Origin of the sequence: Bacillus sp. AM1(2019) (assembly GCF_009906915.1) — a bacterium.
Lineage (GTDB): Bacteria > Bacillota > Bacilli > Bacillales > Bacillaceae > Bacillus > Bacillus velezensis.
On sequence record NZ_CP047644.1, the window covers coordinates 1319642 to 1344640 of the forward strand.

Genomic DNA, 24999 nt, shown 5'->3' on the forward strand with positions numbered 1-24999 from the left:
TTATGTTCAATCCTTCACATGAAAAGATATGAAAAATTCTGTCAAGCTAATGGGGGAAATCTGTTAGCTTTTTCACTTTGTTAAATAGTCAGAAAGGAGTTGTCAAATGAAAGAAAAACATCACTGGATTATTTCTCTGCTCGCTGTATTGGCGGTCGGGCCGGGGCTGATGTCGAATACCGCACTTTCGGCTGTCCAAAGCCTTGTCCGGCAGACGGTCGGCGGTGAAAACTTTGACTCTTTTCATCCGATTATTATCGGTAATATGGCATTTGCCTTATTCGTGCCGGCGGGGCCGTATTTAAGAAAAAGATTCGGCTCCCGGCCTGTCTATATGATTTCGATGGCCGCGGGTGTCATCGGAGCGCTCCTTGCTGCTGTGACAAATGATATTTATCCGCTCGCCGCGGGCCGTTTTTTACAGGGAGCTGCGGCGGGCACTATGCTGATGATTATGATCCCGATGCTGGTGCTTTCGTTTCCGATTGAGCGCCGGAATTACGCATTATTTGTGTTAATCGGCGGATTTTACGGGTCCGTCATTATGGGGACCGTTTTAGGCACGGCGGCGGCAAGCGCCGGCCATTGGCATTGGCTGTTCGGCATTTTTGGCCTGCTGTCTTTTTTCGGCCTCATTTTCAGTTATATGTGGCTGCGGGATGACGCTCATAAAAATGCTGAAAAATCTCCATTTGACGGCATCGGTTTTCTGTTAGCGGGTGTATCAGCCGTGCTGACCGCCTATACATTTATTCATCTGCCGAAATGGGGCTTTTCATCATGGCAGACATTGGCGGGATTTGGAGGAAGCATCGTCATTCTTCTGATCTTGCTGATCATGCAGTACAGAAACGAACATGCGCTGATTTCGATTAAACTTATGCTGATTCCAAAGCCGATTCTGGGTGTTTTCATGATCGCTGCGGGCAGTATTTCCATAGCGGTCAGTCTTTCTGCATTTCACGGGGAGCTTCAGACCGCATATCATATGTCACAAACTCAACTGATATTCCTATATGCGAGCCTTTTGGGAGGCGTGGCCATCGCCGCTGTCATCAGTGCATTAGCATATGATAAAGTCGGTCCGGGCATGCTCGGCATAACAGGCTCTGTTATACTGGTGTTCGTGAATTTTCAATGGATGACGGCGGATCATCATATACCGCTTATTCTATTTGCGGGGCTTTTCGTGATGCTGGCGGCCGGGACAGGGCTTATTGTGGCAGCCGGACTGATGGGAGCCGCGTTGGGCGGACCGCTTCCGGAACTGGTGAAACGCATGACGGCAGTTCAGTTTTTAAGGCTGTTCATTTATATGGGCGCACCTGTTTTAATAGGGTATTTTACGAAAAGAGATGTTTCCGGCATGCTTCGGGGCGCGCGCGGCACACAATCGCCGCATGACCTGCTGATGGGAACATACAGCGATTTGTTTCTTATTGCTTTCATCTTAAGCTTGCTTTTAGTGTGTTTATCATTTGTCATGAATGCGACCGGCATGGGACATAAGCTGGCGCATAAACCGCATGCCGTCCGTAAGCAGGCGGCTGAAGAGCCTTCGCCGCAGGCTCCTGAACCGATCAGGCATCAGGTCATTCCCGATCGTGAATACAGAAGTGCGGTCAGACAGTTTCAGCGTCATCATATAAGCAAAAACGGTATGTAACTTTTTCTATCAGCAAACCCTTTTCCCGGTGAAAAGGGTTTGTTTTTTCCCATAATAGCAGAATGGTATATTGCATGTTTCATCCTTTTTTAATATAATTTGTTAGAATATTCATAATTTAATATCGAAATTTTAAGTAAAAAAGGAGGCATTACATGAAACTGTATCTATCTGTGGATATGGAAGGGATTTCCGGACTGCCTGATGAAACATTTGTCAATTCCCGCATGCACAATTATGAGCGCGGCAGAGTTCTGATGACCGAAGAAGCAAACTGGTGCATCGCAGAAGCGTTTAATAACGGATGCACGGAAGTGACCGTGAATGACAGCCACTCAAAGATGAATAATCTGCTCGCGGAAAAACTTCACCCTGAGGCAGAGCTGATTACGGGGGATGTCAAGCCGTTTTCCATGATGCAGGGGCTTGATGAATCGTATTCAGGTGTGATGTTTATCGGCTATCATGCGAGAGCGTCGATGCCGGGCGTCATGTCGCACAGCATGATATTCGGCGTCCGCCACTTTTACATAAATGATAAGCCGGTCGGTGAACTGGGGTTAAATGCCTATCTCGCCGGATTTTACGATGTCCCGGTCATCATGGCTGCCGGAGATGATTGCGCCGCAAAAGAAGCGGAGGAGCTGATCCCGAATGTGACGACTGCCGCCGTCAAACAAACCATTTCAAGAACCGCGGTCAAATGCCTGTCCCCTCAAAAAGCCGGACGGCTCCTGACGGAAAAAACAGCCTATGCGCTCAAAAATAAAGATAAGGTCAAACCGCTGACTCCGCCTGAAAGACCTGTATTAGGCATTGAATTTGCCAACTACGGACAGGCTGAATGGGCCCATTTAATGCCGGGCACAGAAATCATCCCGGGAACGACAATCGTTCAATTTCAGGCAAAAGACATGCCGGAAGCCTATCAGGCCATGCTCGTCATGACAGAACTCGCCATGAGAACAACATTCTGTTAAAGGGGTGAACGGCATTGCTGCGGTATTTTATCAAACGTTTTATCGCCATGATTATGACCGTCCTCGTCATCACCACTCTGACATTTGTCATGATGAAAGTGATACCCGGCTCGCCTTTTAACGAAGAGCGGGGCACAAACGAAGCGGTCCAGCGAAATCTCGAATCCTACTACCATCTGAACGAACCTCTTATCACTCAATACGCCATCTATCTAAAATCCATTCTTACCTTTGATTTCGGTCCTTCAATTAAAAAACCGTCAGACAGTGTAAACGCCATGCTTGAACGCGGGTTTCCGGTCTCATTTGAGCTTGGGATAACGGCGATCATCATCGCTGTTATTTCCGGGCTCGCGCTCGGCATAATGGCCGCTCTCAGGCGCGGCGGCTTTCTCGATTATGCGGCCATGAGCCTTGCGGTGCTCGGGATTTCTATTCCGAATTTTATTATGGCTACGCTGCTGATTCAGCAATTTGCGGTTCATCTGAAATGGTTTCCGGCAGCTACCTGGACGAGTCCCGTTCACATGGTCCTGCCGACTGTTGCGCTTGCCGTCGGTCCCATGGCCATTATCGCGAGGCTGACAAGATCGAGCATGGCCGAAGTGCTGACTCAGGATTACATCCGCACGGCAAAAGCAAAGGGGCTTTCTCCCGTCAAAATTGTGATCAAACACGCATTAAAAAACGCTCTTATGCCTGTTGTGACAGTACTCGGGACGCTTGCCGCAAGTATTTTAACGGGCAGTTTCGTCATCGAGAAAATTTTTGCCATACCGGGAATGGGCAAATATTTCGTAGAAAGCATCAATCAGCGTGATTACCCGGTCATCATGGGAACGACCGTATTTTACAGTGTGATTCTGATCGTCCTGCTGTTTCTGGTTGATTTGGCATACGGCCTGTTAGACCCGCGCATAAAACTTCATAAGAAAGGGTGATCCTGATGAATCTCCCGCAAGAAACGGTAAAACACACAGAAGTGCCTGATGACTGGTTTCAGCCGGGCGCGGAAAGAAAGGGTGAAACCGAGTCGGTCAAGCGTCCGAGCCTGTCTTACACTCAGGATGCGTGGCGGCGGCTTAAAAAGAACAAATTGGCGATGGCCGGCCTTGTGATATTATGCTGCCTGTTTCTATCGGCTGTGTTCGGTCCGCTGATATCACCGCACAGCGTGACAAGGCAGACGCTCGCCGAGCAGAATCTTCCGCCGTCTTTTTCACACTGGTTCGGAACCGATGAACTTGGCCGGGACGTGTTTACAAGAACATGGTACGGAGCGAGGATCTCTTTATTTGTCGGTGTGATGGCGGCGCTGATCGACTTTTTGATCGGCGTCATCTACGGAGGCGTCGCCGGCTACAAAGGGGGCCGGACAGACAGCGCCATGATGAGAATCATCGAGGTTCTCTACGGATTGCCGTATCTGCTCGTTGTCATTTTGTTAATGGTGCTGATGGGGCCGGGGCTCAGTTCCATTATCGTCGCTCTGACCGTGACGGGATGGGTCGGCATGGCGCGGATTGTCAGAGGGCAGGTGCTGAGGATGAAGCATGATGAACACGTATTGGCTTCGAAAACGTTTGGAGCGAAAACATTTCGGATCATTAAGAAAAATCTGCTGCCGAATACGATGGGAGCCATTATTGTCCAAATGACGCTTACGGTGCCGGCGGCGATTTTTGCGGAATCATTTTTAAGTTTTCTCGGACTCGGCATTCAGGCGCCGTTTGCAAGCTGGGGAGTCATGGCAAACGACGGGCTGCCGGCGATTTTATCAGGCCATTGGTGGCGGCTGTTTTTCCCCGCTTTTTTCATTTCCTTGACGATGTACGCGTTTAACGTACTTGGAGACGGCTTGCAGGACGCATTAGACCCGAAACTGAGGAGGTAGGAAAAATGGCGCAGCAAGTTCTTTCCGTTCAAAATCTGCATGTTACTTTTTCAACATACGGAGGCACTGTAAAAGCCGTCCGAGGCGTCAGCTTCGATTTATATAAAGGTGAAACGTTTGCGATCGTCGGTGAATCGGGATGCGGAAAAAGCGTGACGTCACAAGCCGTGATGGGCCTTCTTCCGAAACATTCGGCAAAGATTGAATCCGGGAGCATACAATTTAAACAGAAAGACCTTTGCCGAATGTCGGATCGGGAAATGCGGGCAATCCGGGGGCGCGATATTTCTATGATCTTTCAGGACCCGATGACGGCGCTCAATCCGACTTTGACCATAGGGAATCAGCTCTCAGAAGCGCTGTTGGAACACCGCGCCATGACAAGAAAACAAGCTGATTCCGAGGTTCTCGCCATGCTGGATCTGGTCGGTATCCCGGACTCGAAATCCCGCCTGAAGCAGTACCCCCACCAATTAAGCGGGGGCATGCGGCAGCGGATCGTGATTGCGATGGCTCTGATCTGCGAGCCGGAAATTATGATCGCCGATGAACCGACAACGGCTCTTGATGTGACGATTCAAGCACAAATCCTTGAACTATTTAAGAAGATTCAAAGAAAAACAGGCGTGTCTATTATTCTGATCACACACGATCTCGGCGTCGTCGCTCAGACCGCCGACAGAGTCGCCGTCATGTATGCGGGGAAAATCGCCGAAATCGGCACGAGGCATGATATTTTTTACCGTCCGGCTCATCCATACACAAAGGGGCTGCTTCGTTCAGTGCCGCGGCTGGATATGGAGGATAGTGAGCTGTCGCCGATTGACGGGACGCCGCCTGATTTATTCGATCCGCCGCCGGGCTGTCCGTTTGCCGCCCGCTGCCCGGACAGGATGATCGTCTGTGAAAAGGTATACCCGGCAACAACCGTGAAATCCAAAAGCCATATCGTCAATTGCTGGCTTCAGGATCACCGTGCAGAGCGGCTGAAGCAGCAGCTGACGGCAGCAGAGGAAAAAGGGGGATTGAAATGAAAAAGAGATGGGCGATCGGTGTGATTGCTGTTGTTTCGTTTGCTCTGATGGGCTGTACAGCCAATGAACAGGCGGGGACAGAACCCGGCAAAGCAAAAGAACAGGGGGGTGAAACGGTGCTGCGGCTCAATAACGAAAATGAGCCGACCTCACTTGATCCGCCGATCGGATTTAATAATGTATCCTGGCAGCCGCTGAATAACATCATGGAAGGATTGACGAGGCTCGGAAAAGATAATAAGCCCGAACCGGCCATGGCGGAAAGCTGGAAGGTGTCCGCTGATAAGCTGACATATACCTTTAATATCCGTGATAACGCCGAATGGACAAATGGCGATCCCGTTACGGCGGAAGACTTCGTGTACGCCTGGAAACGGATGCTCGATCCGAAAACGGGCGCATCTTCCGCTTTTCTCGGCTATATGATCAAAGGCGGGGAAGAATTTAACAGCGGAAAAGGCAAACAAGAAGACGTGAAAGTCACGGCAAAAGATAAAAAAACGCTTGTCGTCACATTGGCGGCACCGCAGGATTATTTTCTGAGCGTCGTGTCCAATCCGTCGTATTTCCCGATTAATGAGAAGGTCGCCAAGGCTGATCCGAAATGGTTCACTGAAGCAAAAACCTTTGTCGGCAACGGGCCGTTCAAACTGACGGAATGGAAGCATGACGACAGCATGACGATGGTCAAAAACGAGACGTATTGGGATAAAAAGACAGTGAAACTGGATAAAGTCACATGGGCGATGGTCAGTGACCGGAATACCGACTATCAGATGTTCCAGTCGGGGGATTTGGATACCGCCTTTGTGCCGGCAGAGCTGAGCGAGCAGCTGATGGGAGGAAAAAATGTCCGCACGTGGGATCAGGCCGGACTCTATTTCTATCGTTTTAACGTAAAAATGGAGCCGTTTCAAAATGAAAAGATCAGAAAAGCGTTCGCGGCAGCGATTGATCAGAAAGAAATCACGGATTATGTGACCAAAAACAGTGAAAAGCCGGCACATGCCTTTGTATCCCCGGGATTTACTCAGCCTGACGGGAAAGATTTCCGCGAAGCGGGCGGCAGTTTATTAAATCCGGATGAATCAGAAGCCAAAAAACTGCTGGAAAAAGGCATGGCAGAAGAGCATTATGACAAGCTGCCCGCCGTTACATTGACATACAGCACAAAACCGGAGCATAAGAAAATAGCGGAAGCGATTCAGCAGAAGCTCAAAAGTGTGCTCGGTATAGACGTTAAGCTCGCCAATATGGAATGGAACGTCTTTTTAGAAGAGCAGAAAGGACTGAAGTTCCAGTTCTCTCAAAGCTCATTTTTACCGGATTACGCAGATCCGATCAGTTTTCTAGAGGCTTTCCAGACGGATAATTCCATGAACCGCACCGGCTGGGGCAGCGCGGCATACGACGGCTGCATCAAGCAGGCAAAACAGGAAGCCGATGCCAAAAAACGTTTTGCGCTCATGCATAAAGCGGAAAAACTGCTCATGAACGAGGCTCCGATCATTCCGATTTACTTTTACAATCAGGTGCATCTGCAGAACAGCGGCGTGAAGGGCATTGTCCGGCACCCCGTCGGTTACATTGATCTGAAGTGGGCGGAAAAGTCCTGATCTTACAGCGGAAACATACGCCGCTCTTTTGCCGTTAAAGGAGCGGCGTGTTTCACTTTTCAATCCGGAAAGGAGATTGAAAAAGTCATGAACCATAAACCGAAAGCACTGCAAAAAGGCGACACGGTCGGTGTGATTGCGCCCGCAAGCCCGCCAGAGAGCGGGACGCTGCAAACCGCGCTGCTGTTTTTAGAGAATGAGCTTGGCCTTCAAGTGAAACTCGGCCGGGCGCTGAAGACCCGTCACGGCTATTTGGCGGGAGAGGACCGGGCGCGCCTCGATGATCTCCATGACATGTTTAGTGATCAGAGTGTCAAAGCGGTGATATGCGCGTGCGGAGGATTCGGCACGGGCCGCATTGCCGCCGACATCGATTTCGGCTTAATCCGCCGCAATCCGAAAATTTTCTGGGGATACAGTGATATTACGTTTTTACATACCGCCATTCATCAAAATACGGGGCTCGTCACATTTCACGGCCCGATGCTGAGCACGGATGTCGGGCTTGAAGATGCTGATCCCCTGACAAAAGCGTCGTATCGTCAGCTTTTTACAGAAACGGAATTCACCTATACGGAGGACATTTCTCCCTTAGAGGTGCTGACAGGCGGAAGGGCCGAGGGAGAGCTTGCGGGCGGTAATCTGTCGCTCATTACGTCCACACTCGGCACGCCGTTTGAAATTGATACAAAAGACAAATTGCTGTTTATCGAGGATATTGATGAGGAGCCGTACCAAATCGACAGAATGCTGAATCAATTAAAGATGGCCGGAAAACTGTCAGACGCAGCCGGAATCCTGGTCTGTGATTTTCACCAATGCGAACCGAAGCATAAAGAAAAGTCGCTTACTTTAGAGCAAGTGCTGAATGATTACATTGTCAAATCAGGGAAGCCCGCGCTTAAAGGCTTTAAAATCGGCCATTGTTCACCGAGCTTCGCCGTTCCGATCGGAGCCCGCGCGGTTATGGATACGGCGGCCAAAGCGGTAACGATTGAATCGGGGGTTTCCGGAAGGGAGTGATCAGGCGTGAGGATAACAGATATTCAAACGGGACGGATGTCCGTGCCGCTGAAAAAGCCGTTTAAGACCGCTTTACGCACGGTTTACAATGCTGAATCGGTCATTGTGAAGCTCACTTTTGACAACGGTCTGACCGGCTGGGGGGAGGCGCCGCCGACGGTTGTCATTACAGGCGACAGCACGGCCGGTATTGAAAGCGCCGTCCACGATGTGCTGAAGCCCGTTCTCTTGGGGCGGAGCCTTTTCGGCACGGAAGCTGTTCTGTATGATATCAGCCGGCTGTTGGAAAGAAATCAAAGCGCAAAAGCCGCGGTGGATATGGCTGTATATGACGGATGGGCGCAAATGCACGGACAGCCGCTTTACCGGCTTCTCGGCGGCTATCGGAATACACTGGAAACAGATTTTACCGTCAGCGTCAATTCTCCTGAGGAGATGGCGGGGGATGCAGACCGTTATATGAACAAAGGATTTCATATTTTAAAAATAAAAGTCGGCATAGGTGACATATCGGACGATGTTGCCCGGATTCAGGCGATCAGATCACGTGTCGGCGGAAACGTCAAACTGAGATTGGACGCCAACCAAGGCTGGACGCCGAAAGAAGCCGTGACTGCGATCCGAAAGATGGAAGACGCCGGCCTCGGCATTGAGCTGGTCGAGCAGCCTGTTCATAAAGACGATATCGCCGGGCTGAAGCAGGTTACCGATGCCGTAGACACGCCGATTATGGCGGATGAGAGCGTCTTTACCCCTCGTCAGGCCTTTCACGTGCTGCAGACGAGAAGCGCCGATTTAATTAATATTAAGCTGATGAAAGCGGGCGGCATAAAGCAGGCGGAAACAATCAATGCGATGGCCGAAACGTGCGGCGTGGAATGCATGGTCGGCAGCATGATTGAGACCAAGCTCGGCATCACCGCCGCGGCTCATTTTGCCGCGGGCAAACGGAATGTGACAAGGTTTGATTTTGATGCGCCGCTTATGCTGAAAGATGATTTGATTCAAGGCGGCATCACATACAGCGGCAGTCAGATTACGATTCCCGACGAACCGGGTCTCGGCATTACCGGTGTGTCGATACAAGAGGAGGCGAAAAGATGAGAGCAGCCGTTACAGCGGCGGCAGCCAACGTATGGACGCTGCCGTCATCTCCCCGTTCGGATGATGCGCCGATGCTTGAAAACCCGCCGCAGATCAGAAAATGGTTAGCGTTTATGGGATATGAAGAGCGGCTGCAATTATGCACAGACAACCTTGTCCAAACGCAAGCGCTTTTCGGGGAAGAAGTGATCATTCTCAAAGAGGAAGGGGAATGGGCTTTTGTCGCCGTTTCCGGCCAGCCTTCAAACAAGGATGCGCGCGGATATCCGGGCTGGATGAAAAAAAGCCAGCTTTCAAAAGACGGCTTTCATACATCTTCCCCCGCCGTATGGATTACCAAACCGACAGCTTTTTTATATCACACAAACGGCGAACCGGACTTGGAAGTAAGTTTCTTAACGCGTCTTCCGGCATCAGGACGTGAGAAAGGCTTTTTCCGGGTGCTGACGCCCCTCGGAGAACGGTTCGTAAATGAAGCTGACGCAGACGAGTGCCGGCATACGGAAGGACGGGCGGCCGATGTCATCGAAACGGGCATGATGTTTCTCGGGCTTCCGTATTTATGGGGAGGACTGAGCGGTTTCGGGTTTGACTGTTCCGGGTTTATGTATTCGATATTTAAAGCAAACGGCTATACCCTTCCCCGTGATGCAAAGGACCAAGCAAAAGCCGGATGCGGCGCGGCGGTAAACGATATCCGGCCGGCTGACCTTTTGTTTTTCGCCTATGAAGAAGGAAAAGGCGCGATCCACCATGTCGGTTTGGCGCTGGGAGACGGCCGAATGCTGCACTCCCCGAAAACGGGGAAAACAATCGAAGTGCTGTCTTTGGAAGGAACCGTCTATGAAAAAGAATTATGCACCGTACGCCGCTGTATAAGCGAAAAGGGGGAATAGAAAATGACGGCATCTCCGCTCCTTGAAGTCAGCGGGCTGAAAATGCATTTTGACGCAGGAAGAAAGAAAGCCGTAAAAGCAGTCGACGGTGTCAGTTTTCACATTAAAAGAGGGGAAACATTCGGACTTGTCGGAGAATCGGGATGCGGTAAATCGACGCTCGGAAGGGTTATTCTCCGTCTGTATGACCCGACGGCCGGTTCGGTATCATATGAAGGGACGGATATACACCGTGCCGCGGCAGAACAGCGGTCGGTCTTCTTCCGCAAGCTGCAGATGATTTTCCAAGACCCTTACGCCTCGTTAAATCCGCGCCTGACCGTAAGGGAAATTATTATGGAGCCGATGGAAATCCACAATCTTTACAATACAAGAAAGGCCCGTCTGATGATGGCGGATGAACTGCTTGAAGCTGTCGGGCTCCATCCGGATTTCGGCAGCCGGTATCCCCACGAATTCAGCGGCGGACAGAGGCAGAGAATCGGGATTGCCAGAGCGCTCTCTCTGCATCCCGAATTTATCGTGGCGGATGAGCCGATTTCCGCGCTGGATGTGTCGGTACAGGCTCAGGTCGTCAACCTTTTAAAAAGGCTTCAGAAAGAGAAAGGACTGACATTTTTATTTATCGCCCACGATTTATCAATGGTCAAGCATATCAGCGACCGGATCGGCGTGATGTATTTGGGCCGCATGATGGAAATTACAGAAAGCGCTGCGCTTTACCGGGAACCGCTTCACCCTTATACGAAGGCGCTTTTATCCTCAATCCCGATTCCTGATCCGCTTCTTGAGGACAAGCGTGAACGGATTATTCTGAAAGGGGAGCTGCCGAGCCCCCTTAACCCGCCGAGCGGCTGTGTATTCAGGACGCGGTGTCCTGAAGCGATGGAGCTCTGCGGTAAGATAACGCCTGAGCTTGAAGAAGTGAAGGCGGGGCGTTTTGTCGCCTGCCATTTATACAAAAAAGAAAGCTGACAATATAAAGTCAGCTTTCTTTTTTGATTAAACCTGATGCAGAAATGACACGCAGACCGGATACGGAACCGGAATGTCAGATTGAAGCAGAGTCAATTTGCCCGTTTCCGGATCACGTTCAAACAAAACCAGATTTCCCGTTTCTTCGTTTGACGCGACAAGGAATGTCTCGGAAGGGTCAAACGCGAAATCACGCGGCCAGTTTCCTTCTGTCGGCACCCATTCAATAAGAGACAATTCGCCGGAATATTGGTTGATCTTATAGATGGCGATTGTGTCATGTCCGCGGTTGGCGGCATAAAGAAATCTGCCGTCTTTAGATATGCGGATCGCGCTGCCTTGCGATTTGTCCGTAAAGCCTTCAGGCAAAGCGGAAATGACCTGCAGCTCTCTGAATTCACCTAAGGTCGGGTTGTATTCAAGCGCGATGACTTCATTACTGATTTCCGTCATGACATAGGCGTATTTTTCCGCCGGATGGAAAACGATGTGGCGCGGCCCTGAACCCGGTGCGAAAGAGTGAGTTTTCACCTCTGTGAGCGAACCGTTTTTCATTTGGTAAGTATACAGCGTATCCGTCCCTAAATCGACGGCTGCAATGTAGTTATGCTCGGGTGTATAGCCTGCGAAATGGGTATGCGGTTTCTCTTGTCTTTCATGAGGACCTGTTCCCGTATGAGCGGCTTCGGCAGCCGGCTCCCGCAGACTTCCGTCCTCATTGACGGGAAAGGCGTGCACTTTTCCGCTGTGGTAATTAGCGGTTAACACATATTCATGTTTATCATCAATGCTGACGTGGCATGGAGACGGGCCTTCAATCAGCTGGTGGTTCACAAAAGTTAATTCCCCGCTGTTCTGATGAATCTGATAGGCTGCGACGCCGCCTTTTCCGTCTGTCTTTTCAATGGAATACAGCATGCTGTTATCAGAATTCGGAGTGACGTATGTCGGGTTGCCGAGCTTTGCTGCCAGCTTCGGCCGGCTGAGCCGTTTCGCTTCTGTATCAAGTTCAAAACAATAAATGCCTTCGCTTCCGCCTTTTGTATATGTTCCCGCGTATCCTATGTACTTAGCCATTCGGTTTCCCCCTTTAGAGTCTTGTCTTCTCTATATTAACGTATCTTGAAGGAAACTGCCTTGTAAATGTTTAAGATGTTCTGACAAGCGGCAAGGTGCAGCAGCGGAAGGAACCGCCTGATTTAATAATTTCGGAAAACTCGGTTTCAATGACCGTATAACCTCTTTTTCTGAGCTCGCGGTTCGTATGACGGTGCTGCGGCAGGCTGATAATTGTCTGATTGCCGATTGACAGGATATTCGGGCCGAGCGTGAATTGCTCTTCTTCAGGCACTTCTATCATCTCAAAACGTTCGGCGAGAAGATCAATTTCTTTCTGCCGCAAGCCATTTTTGCAGTATAGCGCTTCCGTTTCCGAGATCATATTAAATACACAGTCCAAATGTAAGAAATCCTCCTTGAGAGGGATCGGCACAACCGTCATCTCCGGCAGCGCCTCCTGCAGCTCCCGGACAGCCGCTTTATCCGTGCGCTTGCTCAGCCCGGCGTAAACGGTGCCGTCTGCGATCAAGATGTCGCCGCCTTCAATGTTCGCTTTTTTCAGTCGCGTATAAGGGATTTTCTTATTGTCAAGCAGGTCTTGAAACACTTTTTCTTCTCCCTGCCGGACTGAAGCCGCCATGTTTGAAATAAACGCCGTCTCGCCTAAGACAAATCCGATATCCCGGGTGAATACCTGCTCAGGCAATGCGGAATCGGCAGGCAGCAGGACGACTTCAATCTGATGAGATCTTAAAATGTCAATAAACTCACTATGCTGTTTGAGGGCAACGGGTATGTTAATATTTTCTTGTTTGAAATGTTTCTGCGTTCCGTTAATAATATCCTTGATGGCCATGTGTTCCGGCCGGCATAAGATGACTGTCTGCAAAGCATCAAATTCACTGCGGCAAGCCGGTTTCCGCGTGGATTTGGGAATGGATACGTCCATGTGATATCCTCCTATCGGTATTCAATGTGCGTTTATTATTCCCGGATGTGATGAATAATGAAACATTTCTGAGAGAATATCTAACCAACTTAATATTTAAAATTTTAGACAAAACGGTCAAAGTATTGTTTAATAGGGTACAGATGAATGAGTCAAAACGACCAGACACCAAAGGGGAGTTTAAATAATATGAAGTTGCCAGAATCAAGATTTTGCAAAGAAACAAGGGTTGTTAAAACAAGCAGGGTTTTTCCGCTTGATACGAATAATCACAATACGCTGTTTGGCGGAAAGCTGATGAGCTACATTGATGATATCGCTTCAATTTCCGCGGCCCGCCACTGCCGGTGTGAAACAGTCACGGCCTCAATGGATTCTGTAGATTTTTTGCGCCCCATCGGCCAACAGGATTCCGTATGCCTTGAATCTTACGTCACATGGGTCGGCACATCGTCTATGGAGGTGTTTGTCAAAGTCATTAAAGAGCATCTGATGACGGGCGAACGCGAGCTTGCGGCAACGTCGTTTCTGACCTTTGTCGCGCTTGATTCAAACGGGAAATCGGTACCCGTTCCGCGGATCGTGCCGGAAACCGAGGAAGAAGTCATGCTTCACAATACGGCCGTTCAGCGCGCCGGAGAACGAAAAAACCGCTTAAAACACAGCAAAGCCCTGGCCGAGGCGCTCGGAACAGATAAACCTTGGTAATCGTCAAACCGCTTTTTAAAAAAGCGGTTTTTTTATGCTGAGAAAGGACTTTTCCTGCCGGATCCATAATCTATTACAGGGAAAGGAGACGTGGCGTGCATGATGGAACATAAGTCTTCCGGCACCATCCTGACAACCGGGCGTATCCGTCTGCGGACTATGCGGGATGACGATGAAGAAAATTTGTACGGGCTGTTTACCGACAGAGAGGTCATGAAATATTATCCTTCTCTTAAAAGCAGACGGGAAACGAAGGAATGGATTGCCTGGAACAAACGATTGGCGAAAGGATACGGCGTCAGTCTTTGGATCGGAGAGGATAAAGAGACGGGCGCATTTCTCGGTCAATGCGGAATCGTTCCGCAGACGGTAAACGGAAACACTTTGATGGAAATCGGCTATATGTTTGCCCGCCGCCACTGGGGCTGCGGCTATGCGACAGAGGCGGCGAACGCCTGTCTGGACTACGGTTTTCATATGCAGCAATACGGACGCATAGCGGCGCTGATTGATCCGGAAAACGCTGCCTCCGTCCGTGTCGCGGAAAAAATCGGCATGGTGCCCGGTGAGACCGTTACCAAATGGGAGAGGCAGCTGACGGTTTTTGACATCACATCTGACGTTGAACGTTTCGGCGAAATGTAGTATGATACGAACAGACATGTTTTCTAGGGTTCCGCATGTTCATACATGGCCTGGTCCGAGAGAAAACACATATGCGGACATATCCCGCATATGCACACGGAGGGAAAAAAGCCCGGGAGAGTCAATCTCATGAGAGACGACTATCCGGGCTTTTTTGTATTGTCCGGATACAGAAAGGGTGAAGAACATGAAATGGGGTTTAGTGGTCATAGCGGCCGTATTTGAAGTGGTGTGGGTCACCGGCCTGAAACATGCTGATTCGGCACTGGCGTGGAGCGGCACGATTACGGGAATCATTATCAGTTTTTATCTATTAATCAAGGCGACAGACAGCCTGCCCGTAGGAACGGTATATGCGGTCTTTACCGGGCTCGGGACAGCGGGCACCGTGCTCAGTGAAATCCTGCTTTTCAAAGAACAGGCCGATCCGGTGAAAATCGTGCTGATCGGCGTTTTGCTGATCGGTGTCATCGGATTAAAGCTGGTCACACAGGATAAGCCTGAGACGAAGGAGGAGAAGGCGTAATGCATTGGATCAGCCTGATAGCCGCGGGTCTTTGTGAAATGCTCGGGGTCATTTTAATGAATCAATTTCAAAAAGAAAAGAAAGTCAAATGGATTCTTTTCATTATCGCCGGATTTGCGGCTTCTTTTTCCCTGCTTTCTTATGCGATGGAGACGATCGCGATGGGCACGGCCTATGCGATCTGGACCGGTATCGGCACAGCGGGCGGCGCATTAGCCGGCATTCTTTTCTACGGCGAGCAGAAGGATGCGAAGCGCATCTTTTTCATTGCGCTTATTTTATGCGCTGCCGTAGGGCTGAAAATTCTTTCGTAAATTGATTTTTATCAAATCTTCAGTATAATCTATTAGTAAGTTACGAATTATGAAGATACGAGGGATTAAAACAGATGAATTCATATATGACACAGCGGCTGAAAGAATACCGCCGCGGGAATGAGGAAAAAGGGCGCCTGCTTGTCAGCTGTCCCGACCAGCCGGGAATTGTATCGGCCGTGTCGGCGTTTTTGTTTGAACATGGCGCAAACATTATTGAATCAAATCAATATACGACTGACCCTGAAGGCGGACGGTTTTTTCTTAGGATCGAATTCGACTGCAAGGGCATTCGTGAGAAAAAAGAGGACTTACAGCAGGCGTTCGCCTCAATCGCTCAGACATTCGGCATGACATGGAGCCTGTCTCTGGCAAGTGAGCTGAAGCGAGTGGCGATCTTTGTATCGAAGGAGCTGCACTGCCTTCATGAACTGATTTGGGAATGGCAAAGCGGCAATATGATGGCCGAAATTGCGGTCGTCATCAGCAACCACGAAGAGGCCAAAGAAGTGGTCGAACCGCTGAATATTCCGTTCCATTACATGAAAGCTAACAAAGACATCCGCGCCGAAGTGGAGCGGCACCAGCTTGAGCTGCTGGAGCAGTATAAGATTGATGTGATCGTTCTTGCCCGCTACATGCAGATTTTGACGTCTGATTTTGTATCTGCCCATCCGAATCGGATTATTAACATCCACCATTCATTTCTGCCGGCCTTTATCGGCGCTAATCCGTATAAACGGGCTTATGAGCGCGGAGTGAAATTAATCGGCGCGACTTCTCACTATGTGACGGACGATCTTGACGAAGGGCCGATTATTGAACAGGATATTGAACGCGTCGATCACAGAGATCATGCAGAGGATTTGAAGAATATCGGCAGAACGATTGAGCGGAGCGTGTTGGCAAGAGCCGTAAAATGGCATCTGGAAGACCGCGTCATCGTTCACGGAAACAAAACGATCGTATTTAATTAATGACGGTCCGCCGGGGAGGCGGACTGTTTTTTATGGACGAAAATGTCTTGACAAGAACCTGTTTTCTTTGCATAATATAAAAAAATCATTGAGCGTTGAAGAGGATCAGTACGCAGAACTTTCTGTGACAGAGAGCAAAATGGCCCGCTGAAACATTTTGCCGCATGAAACCTGCCGAACCTGCCTTGGAGTCCTGAGGGGAAAACTCAGGCGCGATAACCTGGCGTTACAGGAAAGCGGGACGCGTGAAAAACGCGTTCAAACAAGGTGGTACCACGGAAAGCCCATTTCGTCCTTATTTTTCAGGACGGAATGGGCTTTTTTTATTGACGAGAGCCGGTTTGGATTGATTGCCACGGAGGAGAAATGATGAAAAAACAAAGAATTGTTGTGAAAATCGGGAGCAGCTCGCTCACCAACAGTAACGGAAGTATTGATGAAGCAAAAATCAAGGAACATACGGAAGCCATTTCTTTATTAAAAGAAAACGGGCATGAAGTGATCCTCATTACCTCAGGCGCGGTGGCAGCGGGTTTTTCCGCTCTCGGCTATCCGTCGCGACCCGTTACGATAAAAGGAAAGCAGGCCGCTGCCGCAGTCGGCCAGACGCTTTTAATGCAGCAATATATGGACCATTTAAAAAGATACGGTCTGACGCCGGCACAAATTTTATTAACAAGAAATGATTTCTCAAAAAGAGAGCGGTACAGAAATGCCTATGCCACTGTAATGGAACTGTTGGAGCGTGGCGTCGTGCCGATTATTAACGAGAATGATTCCACATCAGTCGAAGAGCTGACGTTCGGTGATAACGACATGCTGTCGGCGCTTGTGAGCGGGTTGATTCATGCAGACCAATTAATGATTCTCACAGACATTAACGGGCTGTACGATGCCAATCCGAATGAAAACCCGGACGCAAATCGGTTCGACTATCTGAATGACATTACGCCAGAATTGCTCGGGTATGCCGGATCAGCAGGCTCAAAGGTCGGCACCGGAGGCATGAAGTCAAAACTTCTCGCCGCCCAGACCGCATTGTCGCTCGGGGTGAAGGTATTTATCGGAACCGGCTCCGGACGGGAAAAACTGATGGGAATTTTAGACGGAAAAGGCGACGGCACTTATATCGGCGATAAAGACCTGTCCTCAGTGAATAATACACGGCAATGGATCATGTTTCATTCTCCGATATCAGGGGAAATCATCATTGATGGGGGAGCGGAGCAGGCGATGATCCATAACGGGTCAAGTCTCCTCCCGGCCGGTGTCGCCGGTGTCTGCGGCAGTTTTCCGAAAGGGGCCGTAGTGGAAGTCAGAGGGCCCGGCGGCATTATCGGCAAAGGGCAGACGCAGTACTCATCCGATGAAATGTTAGAAGTCAAAGGGAAGCGGAGCGACCAGCTTTCAGGAACGAAGCAGGTGGAAGTGATTCACAGAGATGATTGGGTGAATTTATTTGACGAGGGGGAACACAAATGAGTGAAGTATTGCAAAAAGCGGCTTTGGCAAAAGAAGCGGCTGCCGAAATGGTCATGAAAACGACGGCTGAAAAAAACGAAGCGCTCCAATGTATTGCAGACGGACTCAGAAATGAACGCCGGCTGATTTTAACAGAGAATCAGAAAGATATTGAAGCGGGACGGAACAGAGGACTGACACCTGACATTATTGACAGGCTGACTCTTGATGAAAAACGCCTGCTCGATATCGCGGACGCCGTGGAACTATTAATCGGTCTTGAAGATCCCGTCGGTGAATCGCTGGAGACCATTCAAAAAGAGAATGGATTATCCATTGAAAAAATCCGCGTGCCCCTCGGAGTAGTGGGCATGATCTATGAGGCCAGACCGAACGTTACCGTAGACGCGGCCACACTCTGCCTGAAAACCGGAAACGCGGTTGTGCTCAGAGGAAGTTCTTCCGCCATCCACAGCAACATAGCGCTTGTCAGTGTGATGAAACGCGCACTGGGGCTGTCAAAGCTTCCGATTGATGCCGTTCAGCTCATAGAAGATACAAGCAAAGAAACCGCCAAACAGCTCTTTACATTAAATGACGGGCTGGATGTATTGATCCCGCGCGGCGGTAAAAATTTAATTGATCTTGTGGTCAGGGAATCAACCGTACCCGTTTTAGAAACCGGAGCGGGCAATTGCCACGTGTACATAGATGAGTCAGCAGATCCTCAAATGGCAGGCGAGATCGTCATCAATGCCAAAACACAGCGTCCTTCGGTCTGCAACGCGATTGAATCTCTTTTGATTCATGAAAAATGGGCCGAAGAACACGGGCGAAAGCTGCTGAATCAGCTGACAGAAAAAGGGGTGGAGCTCCGGGGAGACCAGGTGATTTGCAGACTGGAGCCTCAAGCGAAACAAGCAGAAGAAGCCGATTGGGGAGCGGAGTACCTGGCGCCGATTCTCAGTGTGAAAACGGTGCAGGACGTACAGGAGGCGGTCCGCCACATTCAGCAGTACGGCACAAACCATTCAGAAGCCATTCTGACGGAGAACGCCGAGCATGCGGCTTACTTCCAGACCGCCGTTGACGCCGCCGCCGTGTATCATAATGCTTCAACCCGGTTTACGGACGGTTTTGAATTCGGATACGGAGCCGAAATCGGCATCAGCACGCAAAAGCTTCACGCGAGAGGGCCGATGGGGCTTCCGGCGTTAACATCTACAAAAATCATCATCAAAGGAAACGGACAAATCCGCGTATAATCTTTTAAGCTTATCCTTCAAAAAGGGTAGGCTTTTTTTATGCGGAAAGATTGACGGTTTCTATTATATTGTGTAAGATTAAATTGTACACAATATAATAGAGGTGAATTCACATGACAAAACCATTATTTACTGCAACCGTATCAGCCGCCGGCGGACGTGAAGGGAAAGTCACGTCTTCTGACGGAGTGCTGAATCTTGATGTTGCCATGCCGGGAACGCCAAGAGCAAAAAAGCTCGAACATGCCACAAACCCTGAGCAGCTGTTTGCCGCAGGATATTCAGCCTGCTTTGACAGCGCTCTTCAGCTCGTAGCGAGAAAAGAGCGTCTGAGTATTGAAACAGAGGTCACTGCACATGTCAGTCTGCTGAAAGATGAAGCAGACCAAGGATATAAACTAGGCGTTACGCTTGAGGTCAAAGCATCCGGCATTGATAAACAGGAGCTTGAAGCCCTTATTCAAAAAGCGCACGGTGTCTGCCCGTATTCAAAAGCGACAGCGGGAAATATTGAAGTGAAGCTTCTGGCAGCAGAATAAAAATAAGGATGCCCATTCGGGGCATCCTTATTTTTTGCCGTGCAGCGTATTCAAAACCTCATAAAGCGACTGCTTTAACTGCTTTAATTCCTCTTTTGACCGTCCCGTCTGTTCCAGCATGGCAATGGGGATATCCGCCGCTGTTTTCTGCAAGGCCCGTCCTTCATCTGTGAGCCTGATCGTCACGGATCGCTCGTCTTCAGCCGACCGCTTTCTCATGATGATTCCGTGCTGCTCCATCCGTTTCAGCATCGGTGTCAGCGTTCCGGAATCCAGGTACAAAAGCTCACCCATCCGTTTCACATTCAGTTCTTCGTGCTCCCATAATAAAAGCAGCGCCAAATACTGGGGATAAGTTACGTTGAGCTTATCAAGCAGCGGTTTGTACCGTTTCGTCATTTCCCTTGAGCTTGCGTACAGCAAAAAACAAAGCTGATTCTCCAGTTTCATATGTTCAAAATCTTTTTCTGCCATTACTTCTTTCACCAACTCTTTGTTTGTTAACGTTACCCCTATTGTAGCCGAAAAACGGTCCATTTCCTATTCCTCATGTTTAAAAATATGAGCAGGGGCAATATATACAGTAAGTACAATGAGGAGGCTGATAATAATGGCATTATTTACTTCAAAAGCGACCGCAGTCGGCGGACGAGCAGGACATATTAAATCCGACGACGGGGTGCTGGATTTTGACATCATCATGCCGAATGCAAAAAAAGACGGAGAAACCGGCACAAACCCTGAACAGCTCTTTGCGGCAGGGTATGCTGCCTGCTTCGGGGGAGCGCTTGAGCTTGCCGCCCAAAAACAAAAAATCGACATGACCTCTGAAATTGAAGGACAGGTCAGCCTTTTAAAAGATGAGAGTGACGGAGGTTACAAAATCGGCGTAACGCTCGTCATTGATACAAAAGATCTTGACAAAGAAACGGCGGAGAAGCTGGTGCACGCCGCTCACGAGTTCTGTCCGTATTCAAAAGCAACAAGAGGAAATGTAGACGTCAAACTTGAATTAAAATAAATCAACGAACGAATATCCCGGATTTCATATCCGGGATATTTTATTAACGAAAACATTAGTAATGATCTCTTCTCTCCCGGAATAAGAATACGATATAGCACTTTTGCATAATGACACCAAGAGAAAAGAGGGAGAAATCGATGTCTCTTCCAAACATACCGAACATCACCCCCGACATTACACTCTCCAGATGTGAGACCCTGAACCTCCTTCTTTCATCCGTGGCTATGGAAGAAATCGGACTATCCCATATTCTGCAGGCGGAAGCGGAAAGGATTCAAATGTTTCTCGGCGCTTCCGGCGATCCCTCCTTGGAGGAATTGTCATCAATCAATAGAAGCACTGAACGGCTCCTGCGCACCGTCATGAAATCACAACTCCTTTTGCAGACGAAGCTTGAGGACATTATCTTCTTACAGGATTCTGAAGCCTGTATGGACCCGGACGATCCAAGCAATCCGAGTAATCCGGGCGATCCTGATGACCCGTGGAATCCGGACGACCCAAGTAATCCGAGTGATCCGGGCGATCCTGATGACCCGTGGAATCCGGACGATCCCAGTGATCCGGAAGATCCATGCGACCCGTGCTTTCCGAATCCGCATCCTGAAGATCCGTGTGACGGCCTGTTTTACGGCCGCATTGGCTGCTGTGAGTGCGGGGATTGTGAGGACTGCGGTTGGAAGAAGAAAGGCGGGGAGCGTTCATAAAAAAAAGAGACGGGTGAAGCATATGCCGTATCCAAGCATCTCAAAAGCGAAACAGACATCTTTTGAAGCCATGCATTGCCTCACGATTGCGCTGTTAAATATATTATCTGTGACCGTGGATAAAAGAAGGGATTCAGATTACAAAGAAGAAATCAGGCTGTTCTCCGCATTGTGCCGCTGTCAGATGGAAACAGGCGGCCGGCTGTTTTTAATGGTCAGCTTGGAAGAAGAGCAGAAGCAGATGTATGAGCGGCACTTTCATGAAATGAAGACAGTTACGGAACGAACGAAAAAATTCATTTTTGAAAGCCCGCGCGAATTCCGGGCGCATCCCATTACGAAGCGGGCTGTCAGGCAGCTTCAGGAATGGGATGCAGAATCAACTGCCGAACCTGCCGTCAGATGGGTGCGGCCTGTCATCATAACGATGAACGGCACTCCTGAACGGCCTTGGTTCAATCAACAACTCCAAAATCGGGAAAGGTGAGAAAATGAGCGGAAATGCTGAATGTAAACTGACTCTTTGCATGATTGTGAAAAATGAGGAGAGATACATCTCCCGTTGTTTATCAAGTGTACAAGACATCGTTGATGAGATCGTCATCGCAGACACCGGATCACAAGATAATACAAAAGATATATGCAAAAGCTTTCAGGCAAGAGTGTTTGATTTCGAATGGGAGAATGATTTCGCAAAGGCCAGAAATTACGCCCTGCAGCATGCCGAAGGAGATTGGATTTTAGTGCTTGACGCGGATGAAGAGCTCGATCAGGAGACGGGCCGCTTTTTAACTTCGCTGCTTCATGACGGATTACCGAGCCGGGGCCTTTTGAAAATCATCAATTATACGGGGAAGCAGCTCGATGAAAACGAAGCGTTTGAAAGCATGCAGCCGAGACTGTTCCGCAATCATAAAGGCCTTCTGTATCAAGGCAGAATTCACGAGAATATCTCGGCTTCCAATGAGGAAGAAAACAATACTTTTTTCACGCTCCCATGTGTGATTCATCACTACGGCTACTTGGAGCAGGAAGAAAAGATCAAGCAAAAACATAAACGGAATATCAGCATTTTAAATGAAGAGCTTTCAGAGGAAAATCCTGATCCGTGGCTTGTCTATCATTTGGCAAGTGAATGCTACAGAATAAAAGACTATGAAAAAGCATTACATCTTGTCAACGGCTCAATTTTTCAATTTTTAAGCGAAAAACGAATGCCTCCGTCTCTCCTGTATTATTTGAAATATACAATATTGCTTGAGCTCAAACGGTATGAAGAAGCCGAACAAGGGATTGAAAAAGTGCTCAAGCTATATCCTGATTACAGCAATCTTCATTATTATAAAGGCCTTGTATTATATCATTTGGAAAAGTACAGAGCGGCAATCAAAGCATTTGAAAACGGAACGCAGGTTGAAGGAGAAAACGCTGATCACTTAATTTTAAAAGGTGCCGCCGATTTCAGAGCCTTTTATTATATGGCGAAATGCCATGCTGAATTAAACCATGATATGACGGCCATCGCTTACGCCAAAAAATCCGTGAAGTTCAATCCTCAATTTAAACCCGCGCAAGAGCTTCTGTCTCAATTAAAAAAGGATCAGCGGACAAACGCCTGATCCTTTTTTTGCATGTTCCATTAAGATAATCGAATAATGTTTAAAGCTGCACCGACGCTTCCTCCAAGCAATGTGGCCGCACCCAATAATCCGAACAGCTGAAGCTGGATGGTGCTGCCTGCTGGCAATGTCACAATAAAGGAGTTATTAAAGTTTGCCAAAGACGCGACCGGGGCGATAATCGAACTTGCAGGAGGAGTGCCGTTGATTAAAATACGCGAACTTACAAGCAGGCCGGCCGTTAAATTAATATGGTAGGAGATATAGTAACGTCCCGCCGGAGCAACGGTAAATACGGTATTAGCGGCATTAGCCGTTATATCCGCCGAAAGGTTTTGTTCATTCGGTAAAGAAATGGTCGTGCCGCCGACAATAACTGCGACAACACCGCCGCCCGTATTGCTTGCATAGCCGGAAGTTGCTGTCAGACTTGTTCCGGTGCTTCCGGTCGGTCCGGTTTCGCCAATAGCGCCGGTGCTTCCGGTCGGTCCGGTGTCGCCAGTAGCGCCGGTGCTTCCGGTCGGTCCGGTGCCGCCAGTAGCGCCGGTGCTTCCGGTCGGTCCGGTGCCGCCAGTAGCGCCGGTGCTTCCAGTCGGTCCGGTGCCGCCAGTAGCGCCGGTAAATCCGGTCGGTCCGGTGCCGCCAGTAGCGCCGGTAAATCCGGTCGGTCCGGTTTCGCCAGTAGCGCCGGTGCTTCCGGTCGGTCCGGTGCCGCCAGTAGCGCCGGTAAATCCGGTCGGTCCGGAAACGCCAGTAGCACCGGTAAATCCGGTCGGTCCGGTGCCGCCAGTAGCGCCGGTGCTTCCGGTCGGTCCGGTACCGCCAGTAGCGCCGGTGATCCCGGTCGGCCCGGAAACGCCAGTAGCACCGGTAAATCCGGTCGGCCCGGAAACGCCAGTAGCGCCAGTGATTCCCGCCGCAGCTAAAAGTGTATAGTCAGCTGAGGCTCCAGGGGTTCCCGCCGGGCTGTTTACGTTTGCGACGTAAGAGCTGCCGTTGAAAGTAACTGGCTGTCCGGCGGTATAGGCAGCGGCGGCGAGGGGATCAAACGGTACGATGCCCTGCAGTCCGGCGCCCGTGACCCCTGTCGGCCCGGTCGGCCCCGCGGCGGCAAGCAGTGTATAATCCGGCGATGTCCCGGGAATGCCTGAAGGGTTATTGATATTTACGACATAAGAAGCACCCTCATACAATACAACCTGCCCCGCTGTATAAAAAGGCGCAGCAGCGGGATCAAAAGCTGTCAATCCTGTCAATCCGGCTCCTGTAGCGCCTGTTGGTCCAATCGGCCCGGTTGATCCTGCGGCAGCTAAAAGCGTATAATCGGCAGACGTATCCGGAATCCCTGCCGGCGAAGGTGTGTTCACGACATAGGAGCTTCCGTTATACAATACAACCTGTCCGGGTGTATAAGTGGGAGCAATCAGCGGATTAAAAGCAACAATCCCTTGAAGACCCGCACCGGTGACCCCCGTCGGCCCGGTCGGTCCGGTTGGCCCCGTCGCTCCGGCCGGGCCGATTGCTCCCGTAGGTCCTGCGGGCCCTCCGGCTGGTCCCGTCGGCCCCGTAGCACCAGTCGGTCCCGCCAGTGTAGGGATATTTGAGATACTGTCCAATTTTGAACCGAGAAGAAGCTCCTGTTTCATTAAGCTGTCAAGCGTATCACGGACGCTCTCATTCAGGTTCAGAATATCCGCAAGACTTGACGGGGGCCCTGTTAATCCGGGAATCGTTCCGAGCGCGTATTGGATTTTTTCCCCTTCCGCATTCAGAATATGTGCCATTCCCAGCTCTTCCATAGCAATTGACGAAAGAAGAAGGTTAATGGTATCGTCTCTGGAAAGTGTAACGACAGGGGTGATATTAGGCAAATTAGGCTGTGACACAATGTCCCTCCTTATGAGTTGGCTGAAAATCATTTTATTACGAACAAAGTTCCCCGAAATAAGCGTAAGCAGTACTGTATCAGTATATTCACTGACTCTGTCCAAGTTTCTGAACGAATTCCCGCATTAAAT

26 protein-coding genes, 1 riboswitch and 1 other annotated feature are annotated in these 24999 nt (G+C 49.6%); of the genes, 22 read left to right on the forward strand and 4 right to left on the reverse strand.

All coding sequences use genetic code 11. The annotated features are described in order from the left end of the window. The first annotated feature begins 106 nt into the window (after positions 1 to 106). From GNE05_RS06910 to GNE05_RS06955, 10 genes are all read left to right on the forward strand, one after another. Positions 107 to 1666, forward strand: a complete 1560-nt coding sequence (locus tag GNE05_RS06910) for an MFS transporter (protein ID WP_160182605.1) — start codon at positions 107 to 109, stop codon at positions 1664 to 1666. A gap of 155 nt (positions 1667 to 1821) precedes the next feature. Continuing rightward, entirely contained in the window at positions 1822 to 2646 is an 825-nt protein-coding gene (locus GNE05_RS06915; RefSeq protein WP_007407248.1) for a M55 family metallopeptidase, read from the forward strand. A gap of 14 nt (positions 2647 to 2660) precedes the next feature. Then, the gene (locus GNE05_RS06920) at positions 2661 to 3587 is read left to right on the forward strand and encodes an ABC transporter permease (protein ID WP_007610853.1); all 927 of its coding nucleotides are present in this window, start codon (positions 2661 to 2663) and stop codon (positions 3585 to 3587) included. A gap of 5 nt (positions 3588 to 3592) precedes the next feature. After that, positions 3593 to 4540, forward strand: a complete 948-nt coding sequence (locus tag GNE05_RS06925) for an ABC transporter permease (RefSeq protein ID WP_017417615.1) — start codon at positions 3593 to 3595, stop codon at positions 4538 to 4540. A 5-nt stretch (positions 4541 to 4545) separates the two neighbouring features. Then, positions 4546 to 5574, forward strand: a complete 1029-nt coding sequence (locus tag GNE05_RS06930; RefSeq protein ID WP_061046840.1) for an ABC transporter ATP-binding protein — start codon at positions 4546 to 4548, stop codon at positions 5572 to 5574. Next, on the forward strand, positions 5571 to 7190 hold the full coding sequence (locus tag GNE05_RS06935) for a peptide ABC transporter substrate-binding protein (protein WP_160182606.1): 1620 nt from the start codon (positions 5571 to 5573) through the stop codon (positions 7188 to 7190). The genes GNE05_RS06930 and GNE05_RS06935 overlap by 4 nt, the downstream gene beginning before the upstream one ends. 87 nt (positions 7191 to 7277) lie before the next feature. Next, positions 7278 to 8213 carry a S66 peptidase family protein gene (locus GNE05_RS06940; protein ID WP_160182607.1) on the forward strand — a complete coding sequence of 312 codons (936 nt, stop codon included), beginning with the start codon at positions 7278 to 7280 and terminating at the stop codon, positions 8211 to 8213. A gap of 36 nt (positions 8214 to 8249) precedes the next feature. Next, positions 8250 to 9317, forward strand: a complete 1068-nt coding sequence (locus GNE05_RS06945; RefSeq protein WP_206695487.1) for a dipeptide epimerase — start codon at positions 8250 to 8252, stop codon at positions 9315 to 9317. Beyond that, positions 9314 to 10213 carry a C40 family peptidase gene (locus GNE05_RS06950; RefSeq protein ID WP_014417540.1) on the forward strand — a complete coding sequence of 300 codons (900 nt, stop codon included), beginning with the start codon at positions 9314 to 9316 and terminating at the stop codon, positions 10211 to 10213. The genes GNE05_RS06945 and GNE05_RS06950 overlap by 4 nt, the downstream gene beginning before the upstream one ends. A 3-nt stretch (positions 10214 to 10216) precedes the next feature. Beyond that, complete coding sequence (locus tag GNE05_RS06955) at positions 10217 to 11188, forward strand: ABC transporter ATP-binding protein (RefSeq protein WP_007610864.1); 972 nt, start codon at positions 10217 to 10219, stop codon at positions 11186 to 11188. 27 nt (positions 11189 to 11215) lie between these two features. On the opposite strand, the gene GNE05_RS06960 is transcribed toward GNE05_RS06955, so the two are convergent. Beyond that, complete coding sequence (locus GNE05_RS06960) at positions 11216 to 12265, reverse strand: lactonase family protein (protein WP_160182608.1); 1050 nt, start codon at positions 12263 to 12265, stop codon at positions 11216 to 11218. A 70-nt stretch (positions 12266 to 12335) separates the two neighbouring features. Beyond that, positions 12336 to 13196, reverse strand: a complete 861-nt coding sequence (locus GNE05_RS06965; RefSeq protein WP_025649646.1) for a dimethylarginine dimethylaminohydrolase family protein — start codon at positions 13194 to 13196, stop codon at positions 12336 to 12338. A 189-nt stretch (positions 13197 to 13385) separates the two neighbouring features. Here GNE05_RS06965 and GNE05_RS06970 point away from each other — a divergent pair, with 189 nt between their 5' ends. The 8 genes from GNE05_RS06970 (at position 13386) to GNE05_RS07005 (ending at position 19631) form a co-directional block, all read left to right on the forward strand. Beyond that, complete coding sequence (locus tag GNE05_RS06970) at positions 13386 to 13904, forward strand: acyl-CoA thioesterase (RefSeq protein WP_021493808.1); 519 nt, start codon at positions 13386 to 13388, stop codon at positions 13902 to 13904. A 99-nt stretch (positions 13905 to 14003) separates the two neighbouring features. After that, positions 14004 to 14549 (forward strand): GNAT family N-acetyltransferase, encoded by a 546-nt coding sequence (locus tag GNE05_RS06975; protein ID WP_053285022.1) that lies wholly within the window; start codon positions 14004 to 14006, stop codon positions 14547 to 14549. 12 nt (positions 14550 to 14561) lie between these two features. Beyond that, positions 14562 to 14670: riboswitch (guanidine-I (ykkC/yxkD leader) on the forward strand. 66 nt (positions 14671 to 14736) lie between these two features. Next, positions 14737 to 15075 carry a DMT family transporter gene (locus tag GNE05_RS06980; RefSeq protein ID WP_007407236.1) on the forward strand — a complete coding sequence of 113 codons (339 nt, stop codon included), beginning with the start codon at positions 14737 to 14739 and terminating at the stop codon, positions 15073 to 15075. Beyond that, on the forward strand, positions 15075 to 15389 hold the full coding sequence (locus GNE05_RS06985) for a DMT family transporter (RefSeq protein WP_007407235.1): 315 nt from the start codon (positions 15075 to 15077) through the stop codon (positions 15387 to 15389). The genes GNE05_RS06980 and GNE05_RS06985 overlap by 1 nt, the downstream gene beginning before the upstream one ends. A 74-nt stretch (positions 15390 to 15463) precedes the next feature. Next, positions 15464 to 16366: a formyltetrahydrofolate deformylase gene (purU, locus tag GNE05_RS06990; RefSeq protein WP_160182609.1), complete on the forward strand. Its 903-nt coding sequence runs from the start codon at positions 15464 to 15466 to the stop codon at positions 16364 to 16366. Positions 16367 to 16452: 86 nt separating this feature from the next. Next, positions 16453 to 16666: a binding site (T-box leader), on the forward strand. A 69-nt stretch (positions 16667 to 16735) separates the two neighbouring features. Continuing rightward, positions 16736 to 17848 (forward strand): glutamate 5-kinase, encoded by a 1113-nt coding sequence (proB, locus tag GNE05_RS06995; protein ID WP_100261735.1) that lies wholly within the window; start codon positions 16736 to 16738, stop codon positions 17846 to 17848. Then, positions 17845 to 19092, forward strand: coding sequence for a glutamate-5-semialdehyde dehydrogenase (gene proA, locus GNE05_RS07000; RefSeq protein WP_014417546.1), 1248 nt, complete (start codon positions 17845 to 17847; stop codon positions 19090 to 19092). Before proB ends, proA begins: the two co-directional genes overlap by 4 nt. Positions 19093 to 19205: 113 nt before the next feature. After that, the gene (locus tag GNE05_RS07005) at positions 19206 to 19631 is read left to right on the forward strand and encodes an organic hydroperoxide resistance protein (protein WP_007610880.1); all 426 of its coding nucleotides are present in this window, start codon (positions 19206 to 19208) and stop codon (positions 19629 to 19631) included. Between the two features lie 27 nt (positions 19632 to 19658). On the opposite strand, the gene GNE05_RS07010 is transcribed toward GNE05_RS07005, so the two are convergent. Further along, positions 19659 to 20168 (reverse strand): MarR family winged helix-turn-helix transcriptional regulator, encoded by a 510-nt coding sequence (locus GNE05_RS07010; RefSeq protein WP_014417547.1) that lies wholly within the window; start codon positions 20166 to 20168, stop codon positions 19659 to 19661. A 73-nt stretch (positions 20169 to 20241) separates the two neighbouring features. Here GNE05_RS07010 and GNE05_RS07015 point away from each other — a divergent pair, with 73 nt between their 5' ends. The 4 genes from GNE05_RS07015 to GNE05_RS07030 all read left to right on the forward strand — a co-directional run bounded on the left by GNE05_RS07015 (position 20242) and on the right by GNE05_RS07030 (position 22981). Then, on the forward strand, positions 20242 to 20652 hold the full coding sequence (locus tag GNE05_RS07015; RefSeq protein ID WP_022553455.1) for an organic hydroperoxide resistance protein OhrB: 411 nt from the start codon (positions 20242 to 20244) through the stop codon (positions 20650 to 20652). A 140-nt stretch (positions 20653 to 20792) separates the two neighbouring features. Next, positions 20793 to 21362: an alpha-helical endospore appendage domain-containing protein gene (locus tag GNE05_RS21225; RefSeq protein ID WP_014417549.1), complete on the forward strand. Its 570-nt coding sequence runs from the start codon at positions 20793 to 20795 to the stop codon at positions 21360 to 21362. A 22-nt stretch (positions 21363 to 21384) separates the two neighbouring features. After that, on the forward strand, positions 21385 to 21849 hold the full coding sequence (locus GNE05_RS07025; protein ID WP_014417550.1) for a hypothetical protein: 465 nt from the start codon (positions 21385 to 21387) through the stop codon (positions 21847 to 21849). Between the two features lie 4 nt (positions 21850 to 21853). Continuing rightward, on the forward strand, positions 21854 to 22981 hold the full coding sequence (locus GNE05_RS07030) for a glycosyltransferase (protein ID WP_095271671.1): 1128 nt from the start codon (positions 21854 to 21856) through the stop codon (positions 22979 to 22981). Positions 22982 to 23001: 20 nt separating this feature from the next. Here the strand turns inward: GNE05_RS07030 and GNE05_RS07035 are convergent, their stop codons facing one another. Further along, complete coding sequence (locus GNE05_RS07035) at positions 23002 to 24867, reverse strand: BclA C-terminal domain-containing protein (RefSeq protein ID WP_160182610.1); 1866 nt, start codon at positions 24865 to 24867, stop codon at positions 23002 to 23004. Positions 24868 to 24999: the final 132 nt, after the last annotated feature.

Coding starts and splice junctions, on each gene's coding strand:
- GNE05_RS06940 (WP_160182607.1), top strand. CDS start 7,278: ATGAACCATAAACCGAAAGCACTGCAAAAAGGCGACACGGTCGGTGTG.
- GNE05_RS06945 (WP_206695487.1), top strand. CDS start 8,250: ATGTCCGTGCCGCTGAAAAAGCCGTTTAAGACCGCTTTACGCACGGTT.
- GNE05_RS06970 (WP_021493808.1), top strand. CDS start 13,386: ATGAAGTTGCCAGAATCAAGATTTTGCAAAGAAACAAGGGTTGTTAAA.
- GNE05_RS06925 (WP_017417615.1), top strand. CDS start 3,593: ATGAATCTCCCGCAAGAAACGGTAAAACACACAGAAGTGCCTGATGAC.
- GNE05_RS07015 (WP_022553455.1), top strand. CDS start 20,242: ATGGCATTATTTACTTCAAAAGCGACCGCAGTCGGCGGACGAGCAGGA.
- GNE05_RS06930 (WP_061046840.1), top strand. CDS start 4,546: ATGGCGCAGCAAGTTCTTTCCGTTCAAAATCTGCATGTTACTTTTTCA.
- GNE05_RS06915 (WP_007407248.1), top strand. CDS start 1,822: ATGAAACTGTATCTATCTGTGGATATGGAAGGGATTTCCGGACTGCCT.
- GNE05_RS06910 (WP_160182605.1), top strand. CDS start 107: ATGAAAGAAAAACATCACTGGATTATTTCTCTGCTCGCTGTATTGGCG.
- GNE05_RS21225 (WP_014417549.1), top strand. CDS start 20,793: ATGTCTCTTCCAAACATACCGAACATCACCCCCGACATTACACTCTCC.
- GNE05_RS06960 (WP_160182608.1), bottom strand. CDS start 12,265: ATGGCTAAGTACATAGGATACGCGGGAACATATACAAAAGGCGGAAGC.
- GNE05_RS07030 (WP_095271671.1), top strand. CDS start 21,854: ATGAGCGGAAATGCTGAATGTAAACTGACTCTTTGCATGATTGTGAAA.
- GNE05_RS07010 (WP_014417547.1), bottom strand. CDS start 20,168: ATGGACCGTTTTTCGGCTACAATAGGGGTAACGTTAACAAACAAAGAG.
- GNE05_RS06955 (WP_007610864.1), top strand. CDS start 10,217: ATGACGGCATCTCCGCTCCTTGAAGTCAGCGGGCTGAAAATGCATTTT.
- GNE05_RS06975 (WP_053285022.1), top strand. CDS start 14,004: ATGATGGAACATAAGTCTTCCGGCACCATCCTGACAACCGGGCGTATC.
- GNE05_RS06985 (WP_007407235.1), top strand. CDS start 15,075: ATGCATTGGATCAGCCTGATAGCCGCGGGTCTTTGTGAAATGCTCGGG.
- GNE05_RS06980 (WP_007407236.1), top strand. CDS start 14,737: ATGAAATGGGGTTTAGTGGTCATAGCGGCCGTATTTGAAGTGGTGTGG.
- purU (WP_160182609.1), top strand. CDS start 15,464: ATGAATTCATATATGACACAGCGGCTGAAAGAATACCGCCGCGGGAAT.
- GNE05_RS06950 (WP_014417540.1), top strand. CDS start 9,314: ATGAGAGCAGCCGTTACAGCGGCGGCAGCCAACGTATGGACGCTGCCG.
- GNE05_RS06965 (WP_025649646.1), bottom strand. CDS start 13,196: ATGGACGTATCCATTCCCAAATCCACGCGGAAACCGGCTTGCCGCAGT.
- proB (WP_100261735.1), top strand. CDS start 16,736: ATGAAAAAACAAAGAATTGTTGTGAAAATCGGGAGCAGCTCGCTCACC.
- proA (WP_014417546.1), top strand. CDS start 17,845: ATGAGTGAAGTATTGCAAAAAGCGGCTTTGGCAAAAGAAGCGGCTGCC.
- GNE05_RS07005 (WP_007610880.1), top strand. CDS start 19,206: ATGACAAAACCATTATTTACTGCAACCGTATCAGCCGCCGGCGGACGT.
- GNE05_RS06935 (WP_160182606.1), top strand. CDS start 5,571: ATGAAAAAGAGATGGGCGATCGGTGTGATTGCTGTTGTTTCGTTTGCT.
- GNE05_RS07025 (WP_014417550.1), top strand. CDS start 21,385: ATGCCGTATCCAAGCATCTCAAAAGCGAAACAGACATCTTTTGAAGCC.